This window comes from Schlesneria sp., assembly GCF_036405755.1.
Classification (GTDB): domain Bacteria; phylum Planctomycetota; class Planctomycetia; order Planctomycetales; family Planctomycetaceae; genus Schlesneria; species Schlesneria sphaerica.
Genome location: NZ_DASWWZ010000635.1, coordinates 1 through 14060, shown reverse-complemented (window position 1 = coordinate 14060; position 14060 = coordinate 1). Strand labels below are relative to the sequence as shown.

General features: G+C 56.6%; 7 protein-coding genes. 4 read left to right on the top strand and 3 right to left on the bottom strand.

The annotated features are described in order from the left end of the window. Nucleotides 1-172 precede the first annotated feature (172 nt). The 3 genes from VGE80_RS21160 to VGE80_RS21150 form a co-directional block, all read right to left on the bottom strand. The gene (locus tag VGE80_RS21160) at nucleotides 173-928 is read right to left on the bottom strand and encodes a dienelactone hydrolase family protein (protein ID WP_440594021.1); all 756 of its coding nucleotides are present in this window, start codon (nucleotides 926-928) and stop codon (nucleotides 173-175) included. A 165-nt stretch (nucleotides 929-1093) separates the two neighbouring features. Further along, nucleotides 1094-2497, bottom strand: coding sequence for a hypothetical protein (locus tag VGE80_RS21155; RefSeq protein WP_440594020.1), 1404 nt, complete (start codon nucleotides 2495-2497; stop codon nucleotides 1094-1096). 11 nt (nucleotides 2498-2508) lie between these two features. Next, nucleotides 2509-5106 (bottom strand): DUF2339 domain-containing protein, encoded by a 2598-nt coding sequence (locus VGE80_RS21150; RefSeq protein WP_440594019.1) that lies wholly within the window; start codon nucleotides 5104-5106, stop codon nucleotides 2509-2511. A gap of 150 nt (nucleotides 5107-5256) precedes the next feature. Here VGE80_RS21150 and VGE80_RS21145 point away from each other — a divergent pair, with 150 nt between their 5' ends. The 4 genes from VGE80_RS21145 to VGE80_RS21130 all read left to right on the top strand — a co-directional run. Beyond that, nucleotides 5257-6225 carry a TrmH family RNA methyltransferase gene (locus tag VGE80_RS21145; RefSeq protein WP_440594022.1) on the top strand — a complete coding sequence of 323 codons (969 nt, stop codon included), beginning with the start codon at nucleotides 5257-5259 and terminating at the stop codon, nucleotides 6223-6225. 119 nt (nucleotides 6226-6344) lie between these two features. Next, complete coding sequence (locus VGE80_RS21140; protein WP_440594018.1) at nucleotides 6345-8822, top strand: DUF1553 domain-containing protein; 2478 nt, start codon at nucleotides 6345-6347, stop codon at nucleotides 8820-8822. Between the two features lie 407 nt (nucleotides 8823-9229). Continuing rightward, complete coding sequence (locus VGE80_RS21135) at nucleotides 9230-11362, top strand: protein kinase domain-containing protein (RefSeq protein ID WP_440594017.1); 2133 nt, start codon at nucleotides 9230-9232, stop codon at nucleotides 11360-11362. Nucleotides 11363-11942: 580 nt separating this feature from the next. Beyond that, nucleotides 11943-14060, top strand: a 2118-nt coding sequence (locus VGE80_RS21130; protein WP_440594016.1) for a PAS domain S-box protein, incomplete at its 3' end; no start/stop codon positions are given.

Genomic DNA, 14060 nt, shown 5'->3' with positions numbered 1-14060 from the left:
CGACTGGTTCCATCGTCTCGGCCTCGTCTTCCTGACCCAAAGGCACGCCGATTTACAACCATCTTAGAAACCGCCGGATACGATGAGTACGTCCGGTGGTGTGGGAGGACGGAGGGGGTAACCCCTCCTCCTACCCGATTGATGGACCGAATGAGCGAAGGGGAAGTCGTGTTTACTTCTTCTTGTCCGTCTTCTTCTCGTCTGTCTTCGCAAGATTGGCTCGCGACTGAGCGAACAACCATTCATAGAATTCGGGATTGTTGTACGTCTGCGTCCAGGCGTCATGTCCCGCTTCGGGGTAGATGGTCAGCTTTGGTGAGCCACCGTTTTTGGTGATCTCATCGACCATCCCCTGGGTTCTCGCGACAGTGGATGCATCGTCCTTCGCACCAACAAAGGCCCACACGGGGACGTGTGTGTATTTCTTCGTCCAGAACGGCTCACCAATGCCGCAAATCGGGGCAATGGCCGCAATACGGTTGGGGATGTAGTTCGCCAGTTCCCAGACACCCAGGCCCCCCATACTCAAGCCGGTCAGGTAGATTCGGTCGGGGTCAATATTGTACTTCCGTTCGAGTTCGTCGATCAGTGCCGTCAGCTCGATCGGCTCCCAGCCTCGCTCCGAAGGACATTGGGGTGAAACCACGATGCAGGGAAAGTCTTTCCCCTGATCAATCAGTTTCGGGGGACCATGGACTTTGACCTTTTCCAGATCATTGCCCCGTTCGCCGGAACCGTGCAAAAACACCAGCAGCGGCCAGGATTTCTGCTGGTCGTAGTCCTTGGGAAGGTAAATCAGATAGTCCAACTGAAGTCGCACACGCACGTCAAGTTTTGCAGCCTGCTGAGGAGGCTCGTCGGCGAATGCGAACAGTGGTCCGAAAACGAACATCAGTAACGCCGACTTCAAGATCAGATCAGGTTTCATCTCATCTCCGGTAAGAGGGACAGGGCGGATCCATTCGAAATCATAACGCAGTTGAATTACGCACGGTAGAAACGGCCTTGCCGACGGGCTTTGGATCGTTCCCCGGCGGTCGATTCTGCGAGGGGAAGAGCAGGAAATCGGCAGACCGACCAGCTCGGTTCGAGTTTATTCCGGGTCGGTTGACGCGATCCGGTGACCGGCCCGATACAATCCCCATCCGAGCAGGACCGTCAGAACGGCGATCATTCCGAACAGGACTCGCGTATCGTTCCAGATCGGCGAGTTCCCCCCGCGTTGAGTTGAAGCGGACGAATTTTCCACCGGTGCTGAGGCTGTCACACTGACAATGCTCTCGCCCTGTGCCAATGCCGAGAGAAGTGCGGCGTCGTCGTAGTGTCCTGCTTTTGCGTGCGGAGACCCATATTCCAGCCTCAGTTTCGAATGCGGAGGGGCCGCGACGATCAATTCGTAGAGTGGGCCTGTCAGCTCGACGCTGGTAATCGGCAGAGGCGGGCTATCCCGGTTTTCGATTCTCACGCGGAACTGACGGGTCCGGACTTCGGGGATCGAAACGGTGACTTGTTCCCGTTGAATCGCGCCGATCGCGAAACGTGAGACGGTCCCCTTCCCTGCGTGCACCCATTCTTTCAGGCCGTCAGCGTTTTCCAGTTGTGACTCGATCGTGACGACCCGACTGAAGTTTTCTGCACTCGTGATCAGTTTGAGTTCCGTGATGGGCTGTTGCTGGACGGAGACCAGGAGCGTCGTCTGTTGCTCTTTCGTGTCTTCCATCACGGACAGACTGGCGGGGGAGTACTGCTCGGTTTGCGGTTGTCCCGGCTGGATCTTCTTTTCATCACGATAGAATTCAATTCCATCCACGCGAAAGGGACGCAGTGCGATACTCGTCGATTCAACTCGCTCAACTTCCTCATTTCCTTTCAGACGACGATTGAGCTCCAGCAGGAGTTGTTGTTGTTCTGCCGTCACGTCTTTGATGATCAGTCGAAAGTGGCGATGGTCTGTTCTTTCGAAGGGAACAAGGACGTTTCTCGCATCGACATAGCGAGAGTAGTCAAAGATCAGTGAGGCGGCTCCCAGCGGTCTCCACATCGTCCCATTTTCAGATGACTCGACGTGGACCTGATGCTCAAAATCCTTGAGGGGCGTGAGGATCCGCAGACCATTGGGGACAGGGTCCTTTTCACCCAACTGGACCTCAATCTTCAGTCCCTCGGCGGTGTCGAGCCTGGCGGTTGAAATTGTTCCGCGCCAGAAATGGCGAATCGAATGCGATTTTCCGTCCTTGGTGGCCCGAATCACGAAGGGAACTGGCTGTTGCTGCTCGTTCACAACGCGCACGTCAGGCCAGTCCTTGCGAGTCGCATCATGGAACTGAACGTCCAGCGGCAGTCGGAAGAGCGATGTCTGATCATGCTCGGGCAGTTCGAGCGTGCGCTGCCAGCGGTATTCTTGATGGCTGGTTCCGTCCGCCATCACGATTGTCGAGACAAGCAGGATTCCCAGCAATCCGCTCAGCCAGTGAAACTGCACGCCGTTGCCATTCATCGGTTGTTCCTTCATGTCGTTTCGGACTGTTTCACGGCGAATGTTTCGCGGTATTTCAGATAGATGAAGGACCCTGCCAGAATCAGCACCCCCAGAACGATGAAGGCAATAATTCGGTAGAAGGAATCCAGCTCGGCCAGATCGCGGAAGAAGACTTTGGCAATCACGATTCCAAACAGGCCAAGCCCTGCATAACGCAGCGACCGGACGTTTCGCCAGATCCCTTGCAGCAGCCAGCTCAACGCAAACACCGACCACAGAATGGACACGCCGCCGGCTCGCATTCCCGGGACGAAGATGGACAGAAACGTATTCAGTTCCAGTGAGAGATACGTAAACAGCGTTGCCATGCCGAGTGTCCCGAACACGATGACACCATCCATCCGCTTCATTCGCCGCTTTGTCAGGTAAGCCGCAAACAGCAGGAAGGCAATCAGCGGCCCAAAATCCAGGAGTCGCAGGCCGGCGTCGCTGTAAGAGTAAGGACCACTGTAGATGAGCTTGTCATTGAGCGACCACGAACGCAGGTCGACGACCACCGCCTTAATGATGACCGCGAGGATTCCAAGGGCGGCGATATTCAGCAGGACTTCGTGGTTGCGAACGATTGCTTCACGCAGGATGAGGGCGCACGCGACAATCCATAAAATTGTCAGCAGCGGAAGTCTGAGCGGCGAATAGGTGAAACCAATCGTGCGACTGACTTCCAGATGCAGATACAGAAACAGCATCGCAAATCCGAAAATCGCGAGGATTTTCGGTATCGGAATGCTAGAGAAGGGATTTCGCAGATCACTTCGGGCGGCGATCTCCCCTTCTCTTTCTCTCTCTTTCTCCGACGGCGTCTCATCCGAGAGCCGCTGAGCCATCACCAGTGAGGCGATGGGGACACCAAACTGGATACAGCGTTCCAGTAGCTGAGGCCAGTAACCATTCCATGCCAGACTGCGATCGATGGGGGGCTCGAACTGATTCCGCAAGTCGATCAATCCGAAGCGGAAGATCACGATGCCGTACAACAGGTGGCTGATCAGTTTGAGCGTGTTGCTGCCCAGTTGACGTGCAATCCAGAGCAGGACCAGTGCCTGCAACGCCCAGCTCAATGTGATCCACTGGCGAGAGAGAACCAGGGGAACGGTCACGATTACGAAGAAGGAGGCCAACCCCAGAAAACTGACCAGCAGTCCCCGGTCGATCAATTTCCGCATCAGGAAATAGTAGACGTGCAGCGTATAGAACAGGCCGAGGCCTAATGTCACAACTGCAGCCCAGGGCCGCCCGTACGCAGCGTTGACCAGGCGATAGCTTTCGCTGAAGTACACAAGTGAATTGACCAGCAGGGCTCCGATATCGAGCAGGTTCGACGGGGAGACATTGATGAGCTTATAGAGAAACGTCATTGTCGAGAACAGAATGAAGAACGCCGTCAGGAACGGTATCACTTCCCAGAACTGCGTCACATCATAATTTGAGATCGACGCGAAATAGAGAGTATAGGTACAGACAAAGCTCAACAGGTTGACCAGCGGCCAGTTCTTCGCGTAGCAGACGGCCAGAACGCCGATGCCGAGGATCAACAGGTAGGTGTACAACCCGGGTAGATCCACACTTCCTGTCGACAGCATGAGCGGAGTTCCATAACCGCCGAGAATTCCCAGTACGGCAACGAGCATGGAGTCGAATCGAACGGCGATTCCTCCGGCGAGCACCGTCACAGCGCCCATCAGCGGGAACGCCGCGACCGGCTCGATCAGGTGATAGAAGTTGGCAGCGGCGTAGATGCTGAAATAGAGCATGGCCAGTCCTCCCCCCATCAGCCCCTGCCCGATGATCTGATAGCGTCCCCCCAGCAGTCGGGTCCCCGCTGTCAATAGGCCCAGCCCGGCAATCGCCGCCATCGCCACCCGTGCGACGGGCTTGATCAGGTTATGATCGAACGAGTATTTCAGGAAGAAACCGACGCCGATCACGAGAACCAGAATCCCGATTCGCATCAGCCACTGGCTGGCGATTGCGTACTCCATCGAGACCCCGACGGGGGCATGCTCTTCCCCGACGATGATCCAGTTCCAGATCTTGTTCAGGGTTTCTCTGGCAGCCAGTTCGAGTTTGCCCGGAGCATGCTCATGCACTTGTGACGCGGGTCGATGACTTTGTTGCAGCTCTTCCAGCCTCGCGACATTCTGCGAAGGACCTTGTTCTGGGGGCGTTGGCAGCGGGGTTGCCGCCGACGTGGGGACGACAGGCATGTCCTCGTCGAAAACAACGTCTGCTGCTTCTGTCGGGGTCTCTACCGCTCGAGGTGGTACGTGAGGGGGCGTGACCGGTACGGGCGGAAACGGCATCTGGACCGTCGGTTGAACTGTTTCCACCGGCCGCGCTGCTTCTGCTGACGCACTGCGTGGAGGGATTTCCCTGGGGGATAGCTCTGTCTCAAGCGGTGGGAGTCTTTTCGCCAGCGTTCGTTTCAGCCGCCGGATTTGAGCTCCCAGTTTCTGGAAATGGTCTTCTTGTTCGCGACGAATGTTGTGCAGTACTGCCAGTAAGTAAACCGGCAAACCCAGGAAGACGAGTGCAAACCCGAGCAGCAGACAGGCGATTTCTGGCATTTGAGGTTTCCGCCGCGGTCGCGATCTGACGATGTTGCCGACTCACCGCCCCGCAGATGATCTAGTATTTAAGCTACACAACCTTCTTGAGTCATGACGTTCGCTAACGGGTCTTCCGTGAGTGGAAGTCAGGTTTCGGCAGTGGCATCCATGATTGGGGACGCTGCTCACATTCAGATCGTCAAGTGTCAGCAGGCAGGTTATCAAGTCTCTCCTTCACTGTCCGCTCTGCGTTCAATTGATTCTGCAACCGGACAGCCGTTACAAGTTCGCAGCAGTTTCTCCAGCGATCCATCCAGCAGCCCGGTGACTATGCCGATTATCCGAATTGATTCTCTTGACGATCCTCGTGTCGAACCGTACCGCAACTTGAAGGCGAAGAATCTTCAGCGCGGAGGTGAATTTTTCATCGCCGAAGGGAGAAAAGTTGTCGAACGGATGCTGGACAGCCCGTTCAGGACGGCCTCGGTCTTCATCAGTGAGAAGCGTGAAGCCGAGTACGCGCCGAAAGTCCCGGCGGATGTTCCGCTGTACGTGGCACCGCAGTCCGTCATGAATCAGACGGTGGGATTCGACTTTCACGTCGGTGTGCTGGGCTGCGGATACCGACCCGCCCGAGCGCCCCTCGAGAATGTGCTGACTCAGCAGACAGAGCGAATGACGGTCGTTGTCTGTCCGAATTGCGATAATCCGGAAAACATGGGCGCCATCATCCGGATTGGTGCCGCTTTCGGAATCGACGCGCTGCTGCTCGGTGAGTCGTGCTGCGACCCGTACTCTCGGCGCGTGATCCGGGTTTCCATGGGAGCCGCATTCTCGTTGCCGATCATCGAATCACCCGACCTGGCCAGCGACCTGAAGCGGCTTAAAGCGGAATGGCAGTTCCAACTGGCCGCAACGATTCTCAGTCCCGATGCGGAGTCGCTTGAGCGAGCCACGCGCAGTCCCCGCTTTGGTATCCTGTTAGGGAATGAGGATACAGGCTTGGGAGAATCCTGGACGAGTCTTTGTGACAAGCAGGTCACGATTCCCATGTCGCGCGGTGTTGATTCCCTGAATGTGGCCGTCACCGCCGGCATCATGCTGTTCCACTTCCGCAGCGATCCTCCGGTGGCTTGACAATCCACAGGAACACGATTTGACCCGGCCCTGATGATGGATTACGCTATCGGATCGAAAAAGGCTGATGTACTCTGTCGTCGCATTGCGACGGACTGCCCGATCCTGGAGTGATATCGATGCGCCGGCGATTTCCGATTGGATGGTTGTTTGGACTCATCATCTGTCTACCTCTGGTGGGGCTGTCAAATGACAAACCCGACGACAACTCGGGTGCTCATCAGTCTGTCGCCGAGGAGTTGAAGTTCACCCGGATCTGGACCGTGCCAGAAAAACTGGTGCTCAGCGATATCCGAGACGCTCGCAGTCTGCTCGTCTTCGGCGAAACGACTGCCGGCAAAACAATCGACCTCTCCAGTTCGGCAACGCTCACCGCCGCTCACCCCTCGATCAGTATTGATCAGGATCACTACGTGAACCCGGTTTCCACCGGTGCAGGGACCGTAACGGTCTCGGCCGGAGGGCTCTCGATCAATGTTCCCGTCGATGTTCTCAGTATTGATTCAAAAGAAGTCGACTTCGTTCGCGATGTTGAGCCGATCATGGCGAAAGTCGGCTGCAACCAGGGGACTTGCCACGGTGCGCAGCAGGGACGAAAAGGCTTTAAGCTCAGCCTTCGCGGTTATGATCCGTTGTACGACTATCGGGCTCTCGTGGATGACGTCTCTGGACGCCGATTCAACCGGGCCCGTCCCAGTGACAGCCTGATGCTGCTGAAGCCGACTCAAGGGGTTCCTCACGAAGGGGGTTTCCTCTTCGATGAAGATTCGCGTGCTTACAAGATCATTGAGCAATGGATTGCGGAAGGCTGCAAATTCAGCGAAGCGACCCGCCCTGCCCGGCTGGAGTTGTTTCCCACTTCGACTGTGATGGACAGATCCGGACAGACTCAGCAGATGCAGGTCATCGCTCACTTTGATGACGGAACGTCACGTGATGTGACACGGGATGCCGTGTTTGAGGTCAGCAACTTCGAAGTCGCGACGATCAATTCGACGGGGCAGGTGAAAGCCGTACGCCGGGGTGAAACCGCTGTGCTCGTTCGCTACGAGGGGGCCTATGCGTCCAACACAGCGATCGTCCTCGGTACGCGAGAGGGTTTTGTCTGGAAGGATTCTCCGGAGTTCAACTTCATCGATACCCACGTCAACAATAAGCTGAAACGCCTGAAGATTCAGCCGGCCGACTTGTGCACCGATGCCGACTTCCTCCGTCGCATTTCTCTCGATCTCACCGGATTGCCCCCAACGATCGACCAGACGAAGGCGTTCCTCAACGACCCTCGTGATTCCCGCACCAAGCGCACAGCCAAGATCGACGAACTTCTCGACTCGGCGAACTACGTCGATCACTGGACGCTCAAGTGGAGTGACCTGCTGCTGTCGAATCGCAAGTTCATCAACGAACAGGGTGTCTGGGCTTTTCGTAACTGGATCCGGCGGGGAATCGCCACGAACCAGCCGTACAACGAATTCGTGTTCGACCTGATGACCGCCAGTGGCAGTTCGCTTGAGAACCCACCCGCCAACTACTACCGCATTGCACGCGAGCCGCGCGAAGTCATGGAAAACATGACGCAGGTTTTCGTCGGCACTCGATTCGTCTGTGCCCAGTGTCACGATCATCCGTTCGAAAAATGGACTCAGACGCAGTACTACCAGCTTTCCGCCTTCTTCGGAGGCGTGGGACGAAAAGGTGGTGCGCGGCCGGAAGAAGAAGTGATCTACGACATGCGCACGCCAGCCCAGGTGACGCATGCAGGAACCGGTCAGCCAGTCACCGCCGTGTTCCCCTTCCCGCTTGAGGGTGTGGACCTCTCGTCCGAAATTCCACGGGTCAAGCTGGCGACGTGGCTGACCGCACCGGAGAACCCTTACTTCGCCAAGAGTCTGGCGAACCGCTACTGGAGTTATCTGAATGGGAAGGGAATCATCGACCCTGTCGACGATATCCGCCTCAGCAATCCTCCGACAAATCCGGAACTGCTGGACGCGCTCACGGCTGATTTCGTCGCTCACAACTTTGATCTGAAGCACCTGCTGCGAACCATCGCAAACTCGCATACCTATCAGCGAACGTTTGTGACGACACAGTGGAACGAAGACGACGACGTGAACTACTCCCATGCAACTCCACGTCGGTTGGCAGCGGAGCAGCTCTTCGACGCAATCATGACGGCGACGGGAGCGCCCACAAACCTGCCAGGAGTTCCCGGCGGTTTCCATGCGTCTCAGCTTCCTGACTCGTCCCAGACTGTCAGCTTCCTCGACATGTTTGGTCGTGCTCCGCGTGAGTCACCCTGTGAATGTGAGCGGTCGTCGGAAGTGAGTCTGGCTCAGACACTGACCCTGATCAACGGTCCGACCATCTCAGAAGCAATCGACCATCCCCAGGGGTTGATCGCCCGACTCGTCGCGTCGAAGGCCGAACCCAGACAGGTGGTCGAGGACGTCTATATGTCTGTGTTCAATCGACTACCGACGGACGATGAACGGGCGAAGGGCGAGCAATATCTCGCGGCCAACGGTACTGCGGAAGGAGCTCAGGACCTGATGTGGGCCCTCATCAATAGTCCCGCATTCCTCTTCAACCGGTAAAGGACAATGCTCGGGCATCACGTGTGGCCGAGAGCAGGCGTCTTCCGCAGGAGATTCGCCATGCTGTCTTGCCGGGGCTGATCGAGATCCATCCGACACCGTTAGCGAAAATTGTCGCCGCTGAACGAGCCTCGCACCACGAGACATCCGTCCCATCGAATACCTGGGCCGATGGATGTGTCAGTTGTTCCCTACCGGTTAGTTAGTTTCGACGAATGTCAGTGTTGCCATCTGCTCTCGCTCTTTAGTGAGCCTTAACTCAAGAGACGGCTGTCCAAGGCATCAGAGTGGCCATGCAGCAAAAGTATTGAGACAGATACGATGATGTTCAGTGTTCCGTTCCAGCGAGTGGCCGGCGACGCGACTCGCGCTGTCGGGACTGGTGATACGGCGATATGATCGAGCCGATGAAATCACAATTTGGCCCCTATGACATTTCTCATGAACTCGGTCGTGGCGCAATGGGCGTGGTTTATCTGGCCGTCCATCGCAGTCTGCAACGGGAGTGCGCACTAAAGACGATCGGCGTGAAAATTGCTGATCCGAATGCCGCAGAGCGATTCATTCAAGAAGGTCAGTCGGTTGCGAAATTAGGCAAACATCCCAACATCGTGCAGGTTTTCGACGCCGGCATTATTGATGCGACCCCCTACATTGCGATGGAGTATGTGCAGGGTGAAACTCTGGATGCCCTGCTGAATCGCCGGGGATTGCTGACAGAGTCGGAACTGATTGAGCTCGGCCGCAAACTGGCGTTGGCTCTCGATCACGCGCACAGTCGGGGACTTGTGCATCGTGATGTCAAACCGGCGAACGTCATCATCGACCCGACGGGCGAACCACACTTGCTGGACTTTGGGATCGCAAAAGATCTGAATACGAGTCCTCGGGCCACTTCGCGTGAGCCAGGAGCGATCTCCCCGCTGACAGCGAGTAATAAATCAACGGAATCTTCGATCGAAGAAGCGACCATCATCTCCGGCGATAGTCCCCAATCCGCGAATCCTGACCAGTCGATCCAGGGGACGCCCGCCTTTATGGCTCCCGAGCAGGCTGATCCACGTCGTGGACCGGTTGACGCACGCAGCGATGTCTATGCGTTAGGGGCGACGCTCTACATGCTGGCAACGGGACGCCGGCCGTTCGTTTCCGCGACGATTACAGACCTGCTGATCCGCGTGGTGACCGAACCCCCGGTGCCTCTCAACGATTTCGTGACCGTCAGCCTGGATTTCAACGCGGTTATTCTGATGGCGATGGAAAAAAATCCTGCAAACCGCTACCAGACTGCACTGGAGTTCGCTGATGATCTGACGCGCGTTTCAACGGGATTGCCGACCCGGGCACGAAAACTCGGCAAACTCGGGTGGATCGTAAAGCGGATTCGCGCCCACGCGCGGCTGGTTGGAATTGCCGTGACGTTTCTACTCTTTGCAGCTTTGCTTTTCGGGTATTACCGGTATCGCTCCAGCGAGATCCAGGCACTGTGGGATGATATCGCAGAGCGAACTGCCTGGGCGACGGCACAGCAGGTTCGTTCGCTACTGGACCCGGCGTTGCCCTTGTTGCAAGAGTGTTCGTCGCTCGCCGAGGCTGGCTTGTTGCCCGTTGATGATCAAGAGGCCTTGATTCCTCATCTTGCGGCGCGATTTCGATACCAGACAAAACTATCCTGGCTCTCCTATGGCGACGCAGAAGGGCGTTTCACGGGAGCGTGGCGGCACCCCAGCGGCCGAACCGTCATTCAGCGATCCTGGCTCGACAATGCGGGGGGCCACATCCGTGAAGAGTTTGCCGACGGCGACCACGCGCGACTGCGGTGGAATGACGAATGGACCTACGATCCAAGAAATCGACCCTTCTACCAACTTGCCTCGGAATCGCAGCAACCTGTCTGGACAAAGCCGTATCAGTGGTTCGGAGACGAGGGGCTTGGAATCACGTCGGCGTTCGCAATCAGGGATCCGGAGACAAACGAAGTACGGGGCGTCTTCACAGCCGACTACCACCTCGTCAGCCTGTCCAATTTTCTTGCCAGGACGAGCATCGGCAAACAGGGAAGAGCTTATCTGCTGGATGGGGACGGGAATCTACTCGCTGCGCCAGAGAGAGGTGCGGTTAAGGCGGATGAACTTCTGTCAGCATCCTTGCGCAGTGTGGAAACTATTCTTCCGGGAGGTCTTCGTAGCCTGGCGGCCGATGAACCAAGAACATTTAACTTCCTGCATGGTCACAAACCTTATGTCGCAGCGATGGAATTTTTCCAACCTGCAGAGGGTCTACCTGTCATTACCGTTGTCATGGTGCCCGAGGAAGACATTGTGGGGCCGGTCAGGGAATCCGCATTACGAGGGCTCAAATACGCGGGCGGGGTGGCTCTATCCGCCGCAATACTTTCAGTACTCATCGGCATGGGTCAGCGCCGCCAACTGAAAAAAGAACTTGCAAGGAGAAACCTGCGAATGAAGCAACTCCGCGCAGAAAAAGCGGCAGTCGGCAAAGAAAGCACACGAATCGCTCAGCCAACTACCGTCGGGTAACCGCCGCGGAGTTACTTCTCCGACATACCGTATCCTCATCGTGCGATCATGATCGCGACACGCGCGTTCTCGACCACAGATCCCCTCGGAATTGGACCCACGGGCTCCACAAAATCACCAAGGAGCAACAATTGTAAAGTGACTGCCCTTCCCGGCTTCGGATCAGATGAAAGAATTCATCCGAATAGCTCGGGGGGGCGCCACTAATGGCAAGCCGGTCGGACGGTCCATCTGTCGCGCGTGTCGAGCATGGTTCGCCATGTCCCGAGGTTCAGCATCGGCTCGACGGTGTCGGAACGATGCTCGTCCTGCCACAGCACGAATGAGAGTCGCAGAACCGTCGATGGCGAACCTGGGCTCGGTCAGACGCCGAAGGGGGAGGCGGGGCATTCCAAAATTCACAACCCTTGAAGGTTGCGTCAAAGACTTACAGTCTTTTGCATCAAGTTAGGTCTTGATCACGAGATGTGCGACGGTACTCTGGTGACTTGCACTGTTAAGGTGGAAGAAGAGAATGCATTTGCAGCATCGCGACATCTACCGGCGGGCCACGTCACTTTGAGGTCTCGGCTGACGACTTATGACCTTTGCGACCTCTGACGACTGCGCGTCAAGCACCGCGCAACGAGCCACATGGATTGACTATGGATTCGCGATCGCCGCGGTTGCGATCGCGAATCTTGTGCGCCTGTTCATGGACCCGGCTCTTGGTAACGACTACCCCTTCATCACCTTTTTCGGCGCTGTGGCCACTGTCGCCTGGTGCGGAAAAACTCGCCCCGCGGTGCTGTCGATATTCGGCAGCGCCATCGCTGCATCTTATTTTTTCATACCGCCGAGGTATTCACTGCTGACGTCGGACATCGGCACGATTGTTGGGCTGACTCTGTTCTGCCTCATCGGTGCAGTGATGGTGGCAATGGGACATGCGCTCCGTCTTGAACGGAGTCGAACCGCCAAGCTGATTGACGAGGCGCGGATTCAGGCGAACGAATTCCGCCGGACCGCGCTGCTGGAAGCGGAACAGCGGGAACGGTTGGGGACGACGCTCAACAGTATCGGAGATGCCGTCATCATCACCGACAAGTTGGGGCACGTGATCAGCCTGAACCCCGTTGCCGAATCATTGACGGGGTGGAAGAGCAGTGAGGCAACGGGGTTGCCACTGACAGATGTCTTCCGTGTTGTCCACCAGCGAAGCCGCCAGCCGATCGAAAACCCCGCATTGAAGGCGATCAACGAAGATATCGTCATCGGGTTGACTGATGACATTGTTCTCATCAGTCGAGATGGGGCAGAACGACCAATTGATGACAGTGCGGCACCGATCCGGCACGGGGATAAAGAGATCGTCGGTTGTATCCTTGTTTTCCGCGACATCAGTGATCAGAAAGCCCAACAGCAGGCGGTCGCCGCCAGTGAGGCACGACTTCGAAGGGTTTTCGAGTCGAACGTGGTCGGTATGATCCGCTGGGATCTTGACCGCAGTCTGATCCTGGACGCGAATGACACGTTCCTCCACATGACCGGTTATACCCGCGACGACATTTCCGCAGGGCGTCTGAACTTCCGCGATATGACTCCGAGCGAATGGCGTTCTCGCAATGAGGAAGGCATCCGCACCATCCGAACGGAAGGTCATGCCATGCCCTACGAGAAGGAGTACTTCCGCAAAGATGGTTCTCGCGTGCCCCTGATTATTGCCGGAACGCGATTTGATGACTCGCCGTCCGAAGGGATGTCGCTCATCATCGATATTTCCGACCGGATTCGCGCAGAGCAGGAAATTGCTCGCATGGCTGCGGAATCGGATCGTCAACGGCGACTCTATGACACCGTCTTGTCGAACACGCCTGACTTCGTCTATGTCTTCAGTCTGGATCACAGGGTTCTCTACGCCAATGACTCTCTCATCAAAATGTGGGGACGAGGCCGGGACGGGGCGATCGGCAAAACATTTCTTGAGATCGGTTATGAGCCGTGGCATGCCGAGATGCATGAACAGGAAATTGATCGAGTCAGGGCCACGAAACAGGCGATCCGGGGTGAGGTCCCCTTCACCGGAACGAATGGACGACGACTTTATGAATACATCTTTGTGCCGGTCTTCGGGGCCGACGGCGAAGTGGAAGCTGTTGCAGGAACGACCCGTGACGTGACTGAGCGGCGGGAAGCGGAAAAGGCAATTCGATCCACAGAAGAGCGATTGAGAACCGCCTTGACTGCGGCCCGAATGGTCGCCTGGGAGTGGACCCCCGGTAACGGAAAACTTCGAGTATCTGCGAATGCGGCGGACGTCTTCGGCCTGCCAGAAGGGGAAAGCTTAAGGGGCATTGACCAGGGGCTGGCATTGCTGCATCCCGACGACGTCGGACAGTATCAGGCCACCTTCCAGCAGGCGATTGAAACCCGAGCCGGTTACTTGACCTGCTATCGCTTAATCCGCCCCGACGACGGTCGGACGATCTGGATTGAGGAACGCGGACACACCGTCTTCGACCAGCCCGACGGCGGTGTGAGGTTGTTCGGTGTCGCGATGGATGTGACCGAGCGGAAACGCGCGGAAGAGCAGCAGGCGTTTCTAGTTCGTCTGGCGGATACGTTGCGACCTCTGTCAGATCCGGTGGAAGTCCAGTTGAAGGCCAGCAGACTACTGGGTGAATACCTGAAGGCGAACCGAGTCGTTTACTTTGAGATT

Excerpts from the sequence above, each read along its gene's own strand:
- VGE80_RS21140 (WP_440594018.1), top strand. The coding sequence starts at position 6,345 with ATGCGCCGGCGATTTCCGATTGGATGGTTGTTTGGACTCATCATCTGT.
- VGE80_RS21150 (WP_440594019.1), bottom strand. The coding sequence starts at position 5,106 with ATGCCAGAAATCGCCTGTCTGCTGCTCGGGTTTGCACTCGTCTTCCTG.
- VGE80_RS21160 (WP_440594021.1), bottom strand. The coding sequence starts at position 928 with ATGAAACCTGATCTGATCTTGAAGTCGGCGTTACTGATGTTCGTTTTC.
- VGE80_RS21135 (WP_440594017.1), top strand. The coding sequence starts at position 9,230 with ATGAAATCACAATTTGGCCCCTATGACATTTCTCATGAACTCGGTCGT.
- VGE80_RS21155 (WP_440594020.1), bottom strand. The coding sequence starts at position 2,497 with ATGAATGGCAACGGCGTGCAGTTTCACTGGCTGAGCGGATTGCTGGGA.
- VGE80_RS21145 (WP_440594022.1), top strand. The coding sequence starts at position 5,257 with ATGATTGGGGACGCTGCTCACATTCAGATCGTCAAGTGTCAGCAGGCA.